The organism is Serratia sp. BNK-4 (assembly GCF_048685115.1).
GTDB classification, from domain to species: Bacteria; Pseudomonadota; Gammaproteobacteria; order Enterobacterales; family Enterobacteriaceae; genus Serratia; species Serratia bockelmannii.
In genome coordinates this window covers 4,423,533-4,439,611 of sequence record NZ_JBLQTM010000001.1, presented here as the reverse complement: position 1 = coordinate 4,439,611, position 16,079 = coordinate 4,423,533, and the positions used below count along the sequence as shown (strand labels likewise).

The 16,079-nt window shown below is 61.4% G+C and carries 16 protein-coding genes; 14 read left to right on the top strand and 2 right to left on the bottom strand.

The features are described from left to right. Positions 1–106 precede the first annotated feature (106 nt). The 6 genes from ACMGGW_RS21175 to tauD all read left to right on the top strand — a co-directional run bounded on the left by ACMGGW_RS21175 (position 107) and on the right by tauD (position 5,109). Positions 107–709 carry a LysE family translocator gene (locus ACMGGW_RS21175; protein ID WP_025304514.1) on the top strand — a complete coding sequence of 201 codons (603 nt, stop codon included), beginning with the start codon at positions 107–109 and terminating at the stop codon, positions 707–709. A gap of 10 nt (positions 710–719) precedes the next feature. Then, a complete protein-coding gene (locus ACMGGW_RS21170; protein ID WP_420279529.1) occupies positions 720–1,544 on the top strand; it encodes a PhzF family phenazine biosynthesis protein in 825 nt (274 codons plus the stop codon). A 114-nt stretch (positions 1,545–1,658) separates the two neighbouring features. Continuing rightward, a complete protein-coding gene (gene tauA, locus ACMGGW_RS21165) occupies positions 1,659–2,654 on the top strand; it encodes a taurine ABC transporter substrate-binding protein (protein ID WP_025304512.1) in 996 nt (331 codons plus the stop codon). 9 nt (positions 2,655–2,663) lie between these two features. Further along, a complete protein-coding gene (gene tauB / locus ACMGGW_RS21160) occupies positions 2,664–3,431 on the top strand; it encodes a taurine ABC transporter ATP-binding subunit (protein WP_060435115.1) in 768 nt (255 codons plus the stop codon). Beyond that, positions 3,428–4,264, top strand: a complete 837-nt coding sequence (tauC, locus tag ACMGGW_RS21155) for a taurine ABC transporter permease TauC (RefSeq protein ID WP_033631937.1) — start codon at positions 3,428–3,430, stop codon at positions 4,262–4,264. Before tauB ends, tauC begins: the two co-directional genes overlap by 4 nt. After that, entirely contained in the window at positions 4,261–5,109 is an 849-nt protein-coding gene (tauD, locus tag ACMGGW_RS21150) for a taurine dioxygenase (RefSeq protein ID WP_169541284.1), read from the top strand. The genes tauC and tauD overlap by 4 nt, the downstream gene beginning before the upstream one ends. 6 nt (positions 5,110–5,115) lie before the next feature. Here the strand turns inward: tauD and ACMGGW_RS21145 are convergent, their stop codons facing one another. Next, positions 5,116–7,029, bottom strand: a complete 1,914-nt coding sequence (locus ACMGGW_RS21145; protein ID WP_049206067.1) for an ABC transporter ATP-binding protein — start codon at positions 7,027–7,029, stop codon at positions 5,116–5,118. 129 nt (positions 7,030–7,158) lie between these two features. On the opposite strand from ACMGGW_RS21145, the gene kefG reads away from it, so the two are divergent. The 7 genes from kefG to ACMGGW_RS21110 all read left to right on the top strand — a co-directional run bounded on the left by kefG (position 7,159) and on the right by ACMGGW_RS21110 (position 14,296). Then, positions 7,159–7,710, top strand: coding sequence for a glutathione-regulated potassium-efflux system ancillary protein KefG (gene kefG / locus ACMGGW_RS21140; protein WP_025159909.1), 552 nt, complete (start codon positions 7,159–7,161; stop codon positions 7,708–7,710). 2 nt (positions 7,711–7,712) lie between these two features. After that, the gene (kefB, locus tag ACMGGW_RS21135; protein WP_049294935.1) at positions 7,713–9,521 is read left to right on the top strand and encodes a glutathione-regulated potassium-efflux system protein KefB; all 1,809 of its coding nucleotides are present in this window, start codon (positions 7,713–7,715) and stop codon (positions 9,519–9,521) included. Between the two features lie 14 nt (positions 9,522–9,535). Further along, positions 9,536–9,739 carry a YheV family putative zinc ribbon protein gene (locus ACMGGW_RS21130; protein ID WP_015379274.1) on the top strand — a complete coding sequence of 68 codons (204 nt, stop codon included), beginning with the start codon at positions 9,536–9,538 and terminating at the stop codon, positions 9,737–9,739. A gap of 112 nt (positions 9,740–9,851) precedes the next feature. Continuing rightward, entirely contained in the window at positions 9,852–10,439 is a 588-nt protein-coding gene (gene slyD / locus ACMGGW_RS21125; RefSeq protein ID WP_004930407.1) for a peptidylprolyl isomerase, read from the top strand. A 92-nt stretch (positions 10,440–10,531) separates the two neighbouring features. After that, positions 10,532–11,560, top strand: coding sequence for a LacI family DNA-binding transcriptional regulator (locus ACMGGW_RS21120; protein WP_060448453.1), 1,029 nt, complete (start codon positions 10,532–10,534; stop codon positions 11,558–11,560). Between the two features lie 122 nt (positions 11,561–11,682). After that, the gene (gene nhaC / locus ACMGGW_RS21115) at positions 11,683–13,122 is read left to right on the top strand and encodes a Na+/H+ antiporter NhaC (protein ID WP_049206071.1); all 1,440 of its coding nucleotides are present in this window, start codon (positions 11,683–11,685) and stop codon (positions 13,120–13,122) included. Between the two features lies 1 nt (position 13,123). Then, positions 13,124–14,296 (top strand): PatB family C-S lyase, encoded by a 1,173-nt coding sequence (locus ACMGGW_RS21110; RefSeq protein WP_197832476.1) that lies wholly within the window; start codon positions 13,124–13,126, stop codon positions 14,294–14,296. Positions 14,297–14,311: 15 nt separating this feature from the next. Here ACMGGW_RS21110 and ACMGGW_RS21105 read toward each other — a convergent pair whose 3' ends face one another. Next, a complete protein-coding gene (locus ACMGGW_RS21105; RefSeq protein WP_025304503.1) occupies positions 14,312–14,539 on the bottom strand; it encodes a SlyX family protein in 228 nt (75 codons plus the stop codon). A gap of 356 nt (positions 14,540–14,895) precedes the next feature. Between ACMGGW_RS21105 and fkpA the strand changes: the two genes are divergently transcribed. Next, entirely contained in the window at positions 14,896–15,735 is an 840-nt protein-coding gene (fkpA, locus tag ACMGGW_RS21100; protein ID WP_025304502.1) for an FKBP-type peptidyl-prolyl cis-trans isomerase, read from the top strand. Positions 15,736–16,079 lie beyond the last annotated feature (344 nt).

Here is a 16,079-nt window from a genome sequence, read left to right as displayed (position 1 = left end):
ATGTTGTGGGCGGCTATTGTGAGATCCCTAGCGCACTGTTAGCTTCAATACCAAGAATTAACAATGATACTGCAAAAAAGCGCCTTGGGTGAGGAGCACCCGTGCCATGGAACCGAGTTTATTCCTTTCGATGCTGGGCTTCCTGTGGGTCGCCGCCATCACGCCAGGCCCCAATAACCTGCTGCTGACCACCTCCGGTGCTAACTTCGGCTTTATGCGTTCGCTGTGGCTGATGATTGGCATCATGCTCGGCATGCAAAGCATTTTGCTGCTGGTGGCCTTCGGCGTCGGCAGCCTGATCCTGGTTTACCCGTCGCTGCACCTGATCCTGAAAATCCTCGGCAGTTTGTACCTGCTGTGGCTGGCGTGGAAAGTCGCCACCGCCGCCTATGAAAAGCTGGAAACCGACGTGGCGCCGCCGCAGCCGGTGCGGCTGTATCAGGGCTGGCTGCTGCAGTTCCTCAACCCGAAAGCCTGGCTGATGGCGCTGGGCGCGGTGGCGAGCTTCAGCCTGGCGGGCGATAAGTACAACGGTTCCATCGCGGCGATCGCGCTGGGCATTTTGGCGGTAAACATCGTCGCCGGCGTTATCTGGCTGGCGTTCGGTACCCTGATCGGCCGCCTGCTGCGCAGCAAAAAGGCCTGGGTTATCTTCAACGTTTCCATGGGGTTGTTGACCGCAGCCTGTGTGTTACTGATCTGGCATTAAGGAGTGAACGATGGCGGAAAATTATTATCACGTGGTTGCTTTTACCGGCAAAGGGCTGCGCGGCAACCCGGCCGGGGTTTGCCTGCTGACGCAGCCGCTGCCGGCGGAGCGGTTGCAGGCGATCGCCAACGAGATCGGCCTGCCGGAAACCAGCTTTGTTTGGGATGACGGCGACATGACCGCCATTCGCTGGTTTACCCCGGAGCGGGAGGTCGATCTTTGCGGCCACGGCACGCTGGCGGCGGCGCATGTGATGTTCAGCGCGGTTAACCCGGCGCTGAAGGATATTCGCTTCCGTTCGGCCGGCGGTGAGCTGTTCGTCAAGCGCGATGAGCGGGACGGGGAGCGGCTGGTGCTTGATTTCCCCGCCAGGCCGCCGCAGAAAGTCGCCGAACCGGCGGGCCTCGCGGCGCTGCTGGGCGTGCAGCCGCAGGAAGTGTGGCAGGCGAAAGCGCTGCTGGGCGTGCAGCCGCAGGAAGTGTGGCAGGCGAAAGCGCTGCTGGTGGTGGTGGAAAATGAGGCGCAGGTGCGCGCGCTGTGCCCGGACATCCCGGCGCTGATCGCATTGGCCGGCCGCGCGGTGATCGTCACCGCGCCGGGTGACACCGTGGACTTCGTTTCGCGCTATTTCACGCTCGACGGCGGCGAGGATCCGGTGACCGGCTCCGCGCATTGCACATTGATGCCTTACTGGACGGCGCGCCTCGGCCGCCATCGGCTGCATGCGCAGCAGATCTCGGCACGCGGCGGCGAACTGTTCTGCGAACTGCAAGGGGATCGCACGCTGCTCGGCGGCTATGCTCATGTGTTCCTGCACGGAAGTATCGCGCTGTAATCTGCGGTTATATTACTCAAGGTAATAAAGAAGACTTTTTTATTCTTTTATCGCCCGTCATCGCTCAGATAAAACTGTCAGCAACTGAACAGATTTTTATCAACGGAGCGGAACATGGCGGGCAAACTCTTTTCCTTACGTAACGTGGCGCTGCTGGCGTTGTCGCTCAGCGCGGCCAGCGCCTACGCGGTGGACGTGACCGTGGCGTACCAGACGTCGGCAGAGCCGGCCAAGGTGGCGCAGGCGGAAAACAGCTTCGCCAAACAGTCCGGTGCGACCGTCGACTGGCGTAAGTTCGACAGCGGCTCCAGCGTGCTGCGTGCGCTGGCCTCCGGCGACGTGCAGATCGGCAATATCGGCTCCAGCCCACTGGCGGTGGCCGCCAGCCAGAAACTCCCCATCGAAGTGTTCCTCATCGCCTCGCAGCTCGGCAGTTCTGAAGCGCTGGTGGTGAAGAATGACATCAAAAGCCCGCAGGATTTGATCGGCAAGCGCATTGCGGTGCCGTTTATTTCTACGACTCATTACAGCCTGCTGGCCTCGCTCAAACATTGGGGCATCAAGCCTGAACAGGTGAAGATCCTCAATCTGCAGCCGCCGGCCATCGCCGCCGCCTGGCAGCGCGGCGACATCGACGGCGCCTACGTCTGGGCGCCGGTGGTCAACGAACTGGCCAAACAGGGCAAGGTGCTGACCGACTCCGCGCAGGTGGGCGAGTGGGGTTCACCGACGCTGGACGTGTGGGTGGTGCGCAAAGACTTCGCCGAGAAACATCCCGACGTGGTGACCGCCTTTGCCGCCAGCGCTCTGCAGGCGCAAAAGGCCTACCTGACGGCGCCGGAACAGTGGCTGAAAGATCCGAGCCATCTTAGCACCTTGGCGCGCTTGAGCGGCGTACCGGAAGCGCAGGTGCCGGAACTGGTGAAGGGGAACCGTTATCTGCCGGTGGCCGATCAGGTTGCCCAGCTCGGCCAGCCGGTGGACAAGGCAATCCGCGATACCGCCGAATTCCTCAAGCAGCAGGGCAAGATCCCGCAGGTCGACAGCGACTACAGCGCTTACGTCACCGACCGTTTTGTGAAACAGGTGCAGGCTGCGCCGCAGTCGTAAGGAAGCAGGATGCTAAACGTCAATCATCTTTCAGCAGAGTATCAGGGGCGGCCCGTGCTGCGTGACGTGTCGTTCCAGATCGCCGCCGGGCAACTGGTGGTGGTGCTCGGCCCATCGGGCTGCGGCAAGACCACGCTGCTGAATTTGATCGCCGGGTTTATCGAGCCTTCAGCTGGCAGCATCACGCTGGATGGAACGCCCGTTCACGGCCCGGGCGCTGAACGGGGCGTGGTGTTCCAGCATGAGGGTTTACTGCCGTGGCGTAACGTGGTGGACAACGTCGAGTTCGGTCTGCAGCTGGCCGGCGTCGGCAAGGCGCAGCGCCGCCAGGTGGCGGAGCAGATGCTGCAGCGCGTCGGTCTGGCCGGTTACGAGCGGCATTTCATCTGGCAGCTTTCCGGCGGCATGCGCCAACGCGTCGGCATCGCCCGCGCCCTGGCCGCGGATCCGCGCCTGCTGTTGCTGGATGAACCGTTCGGCGCGCTGGACGCGTTTACTCGCGAGCAGATGCAGGAGCTGTTGCTGACTATTTGGCGCGATACCGGCAAGCAGGTGCTGCTGATCACCCACGATATCGAAGAGGCGGTGTTCCTCGCCAGCGAGCTGCTGCTGCTGTCGCCGGGGCCGGGGCAGGTGGTAGAGCGATTGTCGCTGAACTTCGGCCAACGCTATGCCGACGGCGAAGCCTGCCGCTCGATTAAGTCCGATCCTGAATTTATCGCGCAGCGCGAATACGTGCTGGGCAAAGTTTTCCAACAGCGCGAGGCCTTGCTATGAGCCTGCATTCCACGTTAAAGGCCGCGGCGCAGCCGCAGGGCAAAGCGGCGCGCCGTTTCAGCGTGCCGCGCAACGTTTGGTTGAGCGGCGCCACGCTGTTGACGGTGTTGATCGTCTGGTGGGGCGTGACGGCGCTGCAGCTGATCAGCCCGCTGTTCCTGCCGGCGCCGCAGCAGGTGCTGCATCAACTGATCACCATCGCCAGCCCGCAAGGTTTTATGGACGCCACGCTGTGGCAGCATCTGGCGGCCAGCCTGGGGCGCATTTTGGTGGCGCTGCTGGCGGCGGTGATCGTCGGCATTCCGGTGGGCATCGCCATGGGGCTGAACGACACGGTGCGCGGCATCCTCGATCCGCTGATTGAGATCTATCGTCCGGTGCCGCCGTTGGCGTATTTACCGCTGATGGTAATTTGGTTCGGCATCGGCGAGACCTCGAAAATCTTGTTGATTTATCTGGCGATTTTCGCGCCGGTGACGCTGTCCGCTGTGGCCGGCGTGCGCAGCGTGGCGCAGGTGCGGGTGCGCGCCGCCCGCGCGCTGGGCGCCACGCGTTGGCAGGTGCTGCGTTTCGTGGTGCTGCCGAGCGCGCTGCCGGAGATCCTGACCGGCATCCGCATCGGGCTGGGCGTCGGCTGGTCGACGCTGGTGGCTGCCGAACTGATCGCCGCCACGCGCGGCCTGGGATTTATGGTGCAATCCGCCGGTGAGTTTCTGGCGACCGACGTGGTGCTGGCCGGCATCGGCGTGATTGCGGTGATTGCATTTGGGTTGGAGCTGGGGCTGCGCGCCCTGCAGCGCCGATTGACCCCGTGGCATGGAGTACAGCAATGAACGAACGTCTGAATATCACCCCGCTGGGGCCTTACATCGGGGCGCTGGTGGAAAACGTCGAGTTGGCCCGGCCGTTGGGCGATGGCCAGTTTGAACAGCTTTATCATGCGCTGCTCAAGCATCAGGTGCTGTTCTTCCGCAACCAGCCGATCACGCCGCTGCAGCAGCGCGATCTGGCCGGCCGCTTCGGCGATCTGCACATCCATCCGGTCTATCCGCACGCCACCGACGTGGAAGAGATCATCGTGCTCGATACCCACGACGACAACCCGCCGGACAACGACAACTGGCATACCGACGTGACCTTTATCGAGAACCCGCCGCTGGGAGCGATCCTGGCGGCCAAGACCTTGCCTTCCACCGGCGGCGATACGCTGTGGGCCAGCGGCATCGCGGCCTACGAGGCGCTGTCGGCGCCGTTCAGAACGCTGCTCGCGGGGCTGCGCGCAGAGCATGACTTCACCAAGTCGTTCCCGGAGTACAAGCATCGCGGCAGTGAAGAAGAACACCAGCGTTGGCAACTGGCGGTGCAGAAAAATCCGCCGCTGCTGCATCCGGTGGTGCGTACTCACCCGGTCAGCGGCCGGCAGGCGCTGTTCGTCAATGAAGGGTTCACCACGCGGATCGTCGATCTGGCGCCGAAGGAGAGCGACGCTTTGCTGAACTTCCTGTTTGCTCACATCACCAAACCGGAGTTTCAGGTGCGCTGGCGCTGGCAGGAAAATGACGTGGCGATCTGGGATAACCGCGTGACGCAGCACTACGCCAACGCGGATTATCTGCCGCAGCGGCGCATCATGCACCGCGCGACCATTCTGGGGGATAGGCCCTTTTACAAGGCGTAACAACGTTTAGGCGTCGAACGCCTGCGTTAACTGCTCCAGCTGTTCCTGCGCATCCAGCCAGGTCATTTCCGTCTCTTCGAGCGCGGATTTGGCCTGGCTTTGCTTTTGCAGGCAGTCGGTCAGTTCGGCCTTGCGGCTGATGTCGTACAGTGCGGGATCCGCCAACTGCTCTTCCACCGCCGCCAGTTCGGCGCCCAGTTTTTCCATCTGCTGTTCCAGCTTGGCGATCTGCTTGCGCAGCGGTTGGGTCTGCGTACGGAACTCCGCCTCGCGGCGTTTTTGGTCCTTGCGCGCCTGCGCGCTGTTGCCGCCGCTCTCTTTTTCCGGTGCATCCTGCTGGTTTTCCTGGCGCTGCAGGTCGACAAGCCACTGCTGGTAGTCGTCGAGATCGCCCTCGAAAGGCTCGACCTGGCCGTCATGCACCAAGTACAGATCGTCGGTGGTGGAGCGCAGCAGGTGACGGTCGTGCGAGACCACCACCAACGCGCCTTCGAAATCGATCAGCGCCTCGGTCAGCGCCTGACGCATGTCGAGATCCAGGTGGTTGGTCGGTTCATCGAGCAGCAGCAGGTTCGGGCGTTGCCAGACGATCAGTGCCAGCACCAGCCGCGCCTTCTCGCCGCCGGAGAAACGTTCGGTCACTTCGCTGACCTTGTCGCCCTGGAACCCGAAACCGCCCAGGTAATCTCGCAGCTGCTGCTCCAGCACCCGTGGCGCGATGCGGCTCAGATGCTGCAACGGCGATTCGTCGGCGCGCAGGAATTCCAGCTGGTGCTGGGCGAAGTAACCCAGCTTGATGCCTTTCGCCAGGCCGATCTCGCCGCTCAGCGGTTCCAGGGTGCCGGCCAGCAGTTTGATCAACGTCGATTTACCGGCGCCGTTGCGGCCGAGCAGGCCAATGCGTGAACCGGGTACCAGGTTCAGCTTGATTGACTTCAAGATCACTTTATCGCCATATCCGGCGCTGACTTTTTCCATGCGCAGCAGCGGGTTCGGCAGGCTTTCCGGCGGGCGGAAGCTGAAGGTGAACGGGTTGTCGACGTGCGCCGGGGCGATCAGCTCCATGCGCTCCAGCATCTTGATGCGGCTCTGCGCCTGCTTGGCCTTGGAGGCCTTCGCCCGAAAACGGTCGATATAACTTTGCAGGTGCGCCACTTTTTCTTGCTGATGCTGATACAGCGACTGTTGCTGCGCCAATTTGGTGGCGCGCTGGCGTTCGAACGACGAGTAGTTGCCGGTGTATTCGTTCAGGGTCTGCTGTTCGATGTGCAGGATCTTGTCGACAATCGGATCGAGGAAGTCGCGGTCATGCGAGATCAGCACCAGCGTGCCGGGGTAGCTTTTCAGCCAGCGCTCCAGCCAGATCACCGCATCGAGATCCAGGTGGTTGGTCGGTTCGTCGAGCAGCAGCAGGTCGGAACGGCACACCAGCGCCTGCGCCAGGTTGAGACGCATGCGCCAGCCGCCGGAAAAGTCGCGCACCGGGCTTTGCAGCTGTTCGTTGGAGAAGCCGAGGCCGTGCAGCAGGCTGGCGGCGCGGGAACGGATGGTCCAGGCGTCGATGGCGTCCAGCTTACCGTGCAGGGTGGCGATGGCGTGGCCGTCGTTGCGGTCGTTGGCGGCCTGCAGTTCGGCTTCGAGCTGGCGAAACTCGCGGTCGCCGTCGATAACATACTCGATCGCCGGCACGTCCAGCGCCGGCGTCTCCTGGTTGACCCAGGCCAGCGCCCAGTTGCCGGGGAAGGTAAAGCTGCCGCCATCCGCCGCGATCTCGCCCTTCAGCAGCGACAGCAGCGTGGATTTGCCGCAGCCATTTTTGCCCACCAGGCCGACCTTCTGACCTGGATTAACCGTCGCCGTGGCGTTGTCCAGCAGGACGCGGATGCCGCGTCGGATTTGTAGCGAGGAGAATACAATCATAAAGCGCCGTATGTTCAGAGTATGTTAAATTATCATTAAGGTAACAGAACGCGCACCGCGCGCTGTTTTTGTCTTTGCGATGCATGGTAGCGGAAAACCGCTACTCTGACGACGCTTTGGAGGGGAATGATGTCGCAGCCGCCCAAGGTCTTGCTGCTGTATGCCCATCCGGAATCCCATGACTCGGTGGCGAACCGGGTTTTGCTTCGACCGGCGCAGCAGTTGGAACATGTCACCGTGCACGATCTCTACGCGCACTACCCTGATTTTTTTATCGATATTCATCACGAACAACAGCTGCTGCGTGAGCATCAGGTCATCGTGTTTCAGCACCCTCTGTATACCTACAGCTGTCCGGCGCTGCTGAAGGAGTGGCTGGATCGCGTGCTGTCGCGCGGCTTCGCCAGCGGGGTGGGCGGCAATGCGCTGGCGGGCAAATACTGGCGCTCGGTGATCACCACCGGTGAGCCGGAAGGCGCCTACCGCACCGGCGGTTATAACCACTATCCGATGGAAGATATCCTGCGGCCGTTCGAGCTGACCGCCGGGATGTGCCATATGCACTGGCTGACGCCGTTCGTGGTCTATTGGGCGCGGCGGCAGAAGCCGGAGGTGTTGCGCAGCCATGCAGACGCCTACGGCGAGTGGCTGAGCCACCCGCTGCCGCACGGAGGGCGGTGACCATGGAAGGATCGACCTTACTGACCGCCATTTTGCTGTTCCTGTTTGCCGCGGTGGTGACGGTGCCGATCGCCCGTCGCCTGGGGATCGGCGCGGTGCTGGGCTATCTGATCGCCGGCATTGCCATCGGCCCTTGGGGATTGGGCTTCATCCGCGACGTTGACGAGATCCTGCACTTCTCCGAGCTGGGCGTGGTGTTCCTGATGTTCATCATCGGTCTGGAGCTGAACCCCAGCAAGCTGTGGGAACTGAGGCGCTCGATTTTCGGCGCCGGCGCCGGCCAGGTGTTGCTCACCGCGGCGGTGCTGGGCGCGTTGCTGTACCTGACGCACTTCGCCTGGCAGGCGGCGGTGATCGGCGGTATCGGCCTGGCGATGTCTTCCACCGCCATGGCGCTGCAGCTGATGCGCGAAAAGGGCATGAACCGCAACGAAGGGGGGCAGCTCGGTTTCTCGGTGCTGCTGTTCCAGGATATGGCGGTGATCCCGGCGTTGGCGTTGATCCCCATTCTGGCCGGCGCCGGCGGCACCAGCGACGACTGGGCGAAGATCGCGCTCAAGGTCGCGGCGTTCGGCGGCATGCTGATCGGCGGACGCTTTCTGCTGCGGCCGCTGTTCCGCTATATCGCCGCCTCCGGCGTGCGCGAGATTTTCACCGCCGCGGCGCTGTTGTTGGTGCTCGGCTCGGCGCTGTTTATGGAGGCGCTCGGCCTGTCGATGGCGCTCGGCACCTTCATCGCCGGGGTGCTGTTGGCGGAGAGCGAATATCGCCACGAACTGGAGATCTCCATCGAGCCGTTTAAAGGGCTGCTGCTGGGGCTGTTCTTTATCTCGGTGGGCATGGTGTTGAATATCGGCGTGCTCTACACCCACCTGGCCGAGGTGTTGATCGGCGTATTGGCGCTGGTGGCGGTCAAATCCGGCGTGCTCTATGGCGTGTCGCGTCTGTTCGGCCTGCGTAGCTCGGTGCGGCTGCAGTTTGCCGGAGTGCTCAGCCAGGGCGGTGAGTTTGCCTTCGTGCTGTTTTCGGCGGCGGGGGCGCAAAAGGTGCTGCAGCCGGATCAACTCTCTTTGCTGCTGGTGGTGGTGACGCTGTCGATGATGACCACGCCGCTGCTGATGCAGGCCATCGACCGCATTTTGGCGCGCCGCTATAACGCTAAAGGCGAAGACGAGGAAACGCCGTACGTAGAGGATGACGATCCGCAGGTGATCATCGTCGGCTTCGGGCGTTTCGGCCAGGTGATCGGCCGCCTGTTGATGGCCAACAAAATGCGCATTACCGTACTGGAGCGCGACGTCAGCGCCGTCGGCGTGCTGCGGCGTTACGGTTACCAGGTTTATTACGGCGACGCCACCGAGCTGGAGCTGTTGCGCGCGGCGGGCGCCGAAAAGGCCAAGTCGATCGTGATCACCTGCAATGAGCCGGAAGACACCATGGAGATCGTGCGGCTGTGCCAACAGCACTTTCCGAACCTGAGCATTCTGGCGCGCGCGCGCGGCCGCGTGGAGGCACATGAGCTGCTGCAGGCGGGCGTGAAACAGTTCAGCCGCGAAACCTTCTCCAGCGCGCTGGAACTGGGGCGCAAGGCGCTGATGGAGTTGGGCATGCACCCGCATCAGGCTTTCCGCGCCCAGCAGCATTTCCGCCGTCTGGATATGCGCATGCTGCGTGAGCTGATGCCGCCGCATCAGGGCGACGTGGCGCAAATTTCCCGCGTGAAAGAGGCGCGGCGCGAGCTGGAAGAGCTGTTCCATCGCGAAATGCAAAAAGAAAGTCGCCAGTTCGACGGCTGGGACGAATACGAATAAGCGGGAGCATAACGATGTCTGCAACACGTAAGAGATTTATCGCCGGGGCGGTGTGCCCGAGCTGTAGCGCTATGGATACGTTGGCGGTATGGCGGGAGGATCAGGTGGAAGTGGTGGAGTGCGTCAAGTGCGGACACCATCAGCGCCAGACCGAACAACAGGTGGAAAAACACGTTCGCCCGCAAGAGCAGGTGATCGGCATTTTCCAGCCGAAGTAGCGTTTTTTTATCCCGGAGGGTACAGCGAGGCAGATTTCCGTTACAATCTGTCCGGAAAAGGCGCGCATCCCGATAACGGTGCGCGTCCTAGTAGCCAACGGTAGGAGATATCATGAAAGTAGCAAAAGACTTGGTGGTCAGCCTGGCTTACCAAGTACGTACAGAAGACGGTGTTTTGGTTGATGAGTCTCCGGTGAGCGCACCGCTGGACTATCTGCACGGGCATGGTTCTCTGATCGCAGGTCTGGAAAAAGCACTCGAAGGCCACGACGTTGGCGATCGTTTTGACGTTCACGTCGGCGCGAACGACGCGTACGGCAACTACGACGAAAACCTGGTGCAGCGCGTACCGAAAGACGTCTTCATGGGCGTTGACGAACTGCAGGTCGGCATGCGTTTTCTGGCTGACACCGATCAGGGCCCGGTACCGGTTGAAATCACCGAAGTTGACGGTGACCACGTCGTGGTTGACGGCAACCACATGCTGGCCGGCCAAAACCTGAACTTCAACGTGGAAGTTGTCGCGATCCGCGAAGCGACCGCAGAAGAGCTGGCGCACGGTCACGTACACGGCGAGCACGACCATCACCACGAGCACGGTGAAGGTTGCTGCGGCGGTCACGGCCACAGCCACGATCACGACCATGGTCACGACCACGGTAAAGGCGGTTGCGGTAACGGTGGTTGCGGCTGCCACTAAGCAGAACGCAATCCCGAGACAAGAGGGCGGCCATTGGCTGCCCTTTTTTATGCGCGGCGCACCAGGCGCCGAACGGCACAACAGGACATGCCATGGCCACCATGAAAGACGTTGCGCGCCGCGCCGGCGTTTCCACGGCCACCGTCAGCCGGGTGATCAATAATACCGCCTACGTTGAACCGGTGACCCGCGAACGCGTCGAGAAAGCGATGCGCGAGTTCAATTACCACCGCAACGCCGCCGCGCTGGCACTGGCGAAAAGAAGCGGCAATATGCTGGGGTTGCTGACCGGCAACCTCGACGATCCGTTTTTCTCGCGCCTGGCGCGGGGCGTGGAAGACATCACGCGGCAGGCTGGCGTGCGTTTGATGTTGTGCAGCGGCGGGCATCAGGCCGAACTGGAAAAAAGCGGCCTCGACTTTCTCATCAATCAGGGATGCGAAGCCATTGTGGCGCACGTCACGCGCATGGGAGAAGAGGAGCTGCTGCGCTACGCCGCCCACACGCCCGCGTTGGTGCTGGTCAATCGCTACCTGCCGGCCATCGCCAATCGTTGTATTTGGCTCGACAATGCCAAGGCGGCACAGGCGGCGACCGAGCTACTCATTCGCCAGGGGCATCGGAGAATCGCCTGCGTGACGGCGGATTTGCCGATCGACGACCGCGCACAGCGGTTAGCGGGTTACCGCAAGGCCATGGCCGCCGCTGGTATTGAGGTGCCCGGAGCCTGGATCATCAGCGTGCCCTTCAACGAGAAAGGGGGCGAGTTGGCGGCCGAGCGCGTGCTGGCCAGCGACCCACGCTTCACCGCCGCAGTGACGTTCAACGACGTGATGGCCGCCGGCATGATGCGCACCTGCCATCAACGGCACATTCAGTTGCCCGATGCGCTGTCGATCGTTGGCTTTGACGACATTGCCCTGGCGAAATATCTCCACCCTTCGCTGACCACTGTGCATTACCCCATCGAGAAAATGGCCCGACGCGCCGCGCGCCTCGCGCTGCAGATCCACAGCGGCAGCGACGTCGCGCCGCAGAACAACCGCTTTTCGGCCGAGCTTATCCTGCGAGACTCTGTCACCGATGGCGAGCCGCATGAGCAAAGCAAGCGCGGCGAATGAGAGACAAGTCACACAACGTGAGCGCATGAAACCGATTACATGGCCGGTTGCCTGCGCTCACATCCTCCGATTATCGAAGCCATTACGCTGTTGCAGTACCCCATCTTCAACAGGAGCCGTATATGGATAATAAGAAAACGCTCAACCTTGGGTTGGCGACGCTGCCGATTGTGGCCATGCTGTTGCTGCTCATCATCGGCTATGGCCAGTTTGGCCTGCGCATTGAACCGCTTCTGCTGGTTTCCGCCGCCATCACCGCCGCGCTGGCCTGGTGGCAAGGTTACCGCTGGGACGACATCATCGAGGCCATCGTGGCCAAGCTGGCGAAGGCCATGCCGGTGATCATGATCCTGATCTGCGTAGGTGGCCTGATCGGCACCTGGATGATCAGCGGTACAATCCCTTACATGGTGTATTGGGGGCTGAAGCTGATCAGTCCGCAATATATTCTGATTGCCGCGTTCTTCATCACCAGCGTCATCTCGGTGTGCACCGGCACCTCGTGGGGGGCAGCCGGCACCGTGGGCGTGGCGCTGATGGGCGTGGCCGCCGGTTTAGACGTGCCACTGGCCGCCGCGGCTGGGGCGGTGGTGTCCGGCGCCTACTTCGGCGACAAAATTTCGCCGTTGTCCGATTCGACGAATTTCGCGGCTATCGTTGCGGATACCGATCTCTACAGCCATATCCAGCATCTGATGTACACGACGTTGCCGAGCTTCATCCTGGCCGCCGTGGTGTACCTGATCGCCGGCCACACCGGCGCGGTGGGCAGCGTGGCAACGCCGGAAAAAGTGACCGAAATCGTCAGCGCGCTTGAGGGGCTGTACCATTTCAACCTGCTGTTGATCCTGCCACCGGTGCTGGTGCTGTGGGGCGCGGTGACCAAACGGCCGGTGATCCCTGTCATGCTGGCCGCCTGCGCGCTGGCGATCGCCATCGGCGTCGCGCTGCAGGGTTTTAGCCTGCAACAGGGGCTGAATGCGTTGATGGACGGCTTCAATCTGTCGATGTTCGCCAGCCAGGGCCATAACGTCGAAGGGATCGTCGCCGATGTGCCGCGCCTGCTGAACCGCGGCGGCATGTTCTCGATGATGAGTACGATCCTGCTGGTGTTCTGCGCCTTTTCCTTCGCCGGCGCCCTGACGCTGACCGGCGCCCTGACGGTGATCATCAGCCGGCTGCTGCACGTGGTGCACACCACCGGCCAACTGATCGCCGCCACCGTTGCCACCACGATCCTGGTGACCGGCGCGACCAGCGACGGCAAGCTGGCGCTGCTGATCCCAGCGGAGCTGTTCAAAGGGGCCTATCGGCGCATGGGGCTGGACAACAAAAACCTGTCGCGCACCGTCGAGGATGCGGGCACCGTTATCGAGCCGCTGATCCCGTGGACGGCCGCCGGTATTTACATGGCGACCACGCTGGGGGTCAGCACGCTCGATCTGCTGCCGTGGGCGATCCAATGTTATGCCGCGGTGGTGTTCGCCCTGATTTATGGGTTCACCGGCTTCGGTATCGCCAAACTTCAACCTCAGAACGATTTGCAGCGTAAGGAAGCCTGACATGACGAGTCATTTCAACGCCATCATCGATCGCCACAACACCAGCTCCGTGAAGTGGGACTTCATCGACCGCTATCTGCAACTGGATGGCAGCGAACTGTTGCCGATGTGGGTGTCCGATTTCGATTTTCCATGTCCGCCAGAGGTGCAACAGGCGCTGCATCAGCGGGTGGACCACGGGGTCTTTGGCTACAGCGAACGTGACGACGCCTACTATCAGGCGGCGATCGACTGGTTCGCCAAACGGCACGACTTGCCGCTGCGGCGTGAGTGGTTTACGTCGATTGAGGGGGTGGTGCCCGGATTGGCGATGCTGATCCAACTGCTCAGCAAGCCGGGGGACGGTGTGGTGGTGCAGGGGCCGTATTATGGCTCGTTCGCCAAGATAGTCACCATGAATGGCAGAGAGGTGCTTGAGAATCCTCTGTTGAAAACTCCGCAGGGATATCGGATCGATTTCGACCAGTTGGCTGCCTGTCTGGCACAGCGTAAACCGCCGCTGTTGTTGCTGTGCAATCCGCACAATCCGACAGGCCGTTGCTGGCGCCGCGATGAACTGGAGCGGCTCATGGCGCTTTGCCATACCCACGACGTTACGGTGATCTCCGATGAGATCTGGGCCGATCTGCTGCTGCCCGGCGAGACGTTTACGTCGGTGTTGCATCTGGACAAGAAATATCGCGAGCGAGCGATTGCGGCGACGTCCGCCAGCAAAACGTTCGGCCTTTCCTCGCTGCGCATTTCGAATTTCCTGATCCCCAACGCTCGGCTTCGGCAGGCGTTTGTCGATCGGCTGAATGCCCACGGGCTGGATGTGTTCAACGCGCTATCGATGACGGCGGCGACCGCGGCCTATCAACGGGGTGCTGTCTGGCTTGATGAGCTGCTCGGCTACCTGGCGGAGAATCGGTGTTGGTTTGAACGGGCGCTGGCGGCCGCCGCGCCCTGGTGCACGATGACCCAGGCAGAAGGGACCTATCTCGCCTGGCTGGATTGCCGTGCACTGGGTTTGAGCGATGCTGACTTACAGCAGGCGCTGGTGGCGGTGGCAAAGCTGGCTCCGTCGATGGGCAGCGGTTTCGGCCCGCAGGGGAGCGGTTTTATCCGCATCAACCTGGGGTGCCCGCGCCGGTATCTCGAGCGTGCCGTCGATGGGTTGGCACGCCTGAAATAACCGCGCAACGGACCCTCAATAGTGCGGCGGAGGGGTTTCTTCCGATTGCGAGGCGATCATTGAGGTTTGGGTCGAGCGCAGCTTGTCGGTCAACATGCGCAGGTGTTCGCGCATCTTCAGCATTTCCATTTGATGCTGGGTAACGGTCTGGTTGAGCTCTTCGATGGTGAGCTCTTGGAAAGCCTGACGGCTCTCCAGTTCTTCAAGCCGCTGTAGCAGGCGTTGAATGTCGGCGTTGTGCATGAGGCTACCTCTGACGCGATAAAATCCTGATTCGGCGCTATGGTAACAGCTGGCGCCGGGTTTGCTCGCGCTATTTCTTCAGACGGCGCGCAACGTTGCGATCGGCAGTGTAAAGTGCTGAAAAGTTGCGCGCCCGATACGCCGTTTTTTGCTAACCTCGCCGAATATTCTGCAAGAAAAATCTGATTTATCATACGAGTAGCACGCAGGGGGAAACTTCTCGGCAAAGTGGGAGTCACACTTTGACTCGATTGGTTACCTGTGCGACTGTTTTGTTTTGTTTCAGGCAGCTATAGTAGCCCGGTTATCTTACCTAATGATTGTTTGGGGCATTGCTTCAGACACTGGAGAAATGGATGAAATCTTTGTTTAAAGTCACGCTTCTGGCAACCACCATGGCTTTTGCTCTGAATGCGACCCAGGTCATGGCAGCCGATGCCGCCAAACCGGCAGAAGCCGCTAAACCAGCGGACGCGGCAGCAGCGCCAAGCACCGGCAAGTTCAAAAACGACGACGAGCAAGCGGCTTACGCACTGGGCGCCTCTCTCGGCCGTTACATGGACAACTCTCTGAAAGAGCAAGAGAAGCTGGGCATCAAGCTGGACAAAGATCAGCTGATCGCCGGCGTTCAGGACGCGTTCGCCAACAAGAGCAAGCTGAACGATGCCGACATCGAGAAGACCCTGCAGGGCTTCGAAGCGCGCGTGAAGGCTTCCGCTCAGGCGAAGATGGAGCAGGACGCCAAGGACAACGAAACCAAAGGCGCCAAGTATCGCGACAGCTTCGCTAAAGAAAAAGGCGTGAAGAAAACCGAATCCGGCCTGCTGTATCAGGTAGAGAAACCGGGCGCGGGTGAAGCGCCGAAAGACAGCGACACCGTGGTGGTGAACTACAAAGGCACCCTGACCGACGGCACCGAGTTTGATAACTCCTATACCCGCGGCGAGCCGCTGTCGTTCCGTCTGGACGGCGTGATCCCTGGCTGGACCGAAGGTCTGAAGCACATCAAGAAAGGCGGCAAAATCAAGCTGGTGATCCCGCCGGCCTTGGCCTACGGCAAAACCGGCGTTCCGGGCATCCCAGCTAACTCCACGCTGGTCTTCGACGTTGAGCTGCTGGACGTGAAAGCGGCGCCGAAAGCCGACGCTAAAGCCGAAAAACCGGCTGATGCGAAAGCCGATACCAAAGCGAAATAATCTCGTCGCTTTGTTTGCCACCGCCGCGGATGCCCTCCGCGGCGGTTTTCATTTTGGCCGCCGCCGCCTCTCTCGCCATTGAACGCTTGACGCCTGCCGGGCATCGGGCTTAACGTCAATACCACGCGCAAACGCAAGGACTTTGCTCCGGCCGCTTTGCTAGACTAATAATTCTGACTTATCAGTCATGCGTCTGCCCCTTAGGGCGTGTACCTAAAATTGTTCCCGGCCGCCTCGCCCGCGGATGTCATCGTGCCGTTTTATGCGGCTCTCAGCCAGCCGCGCGGCGGCATGCCGACGACGGCAGCGATCCGATCCGAGCAGTTTTAGCTGCGCCCCCTGGC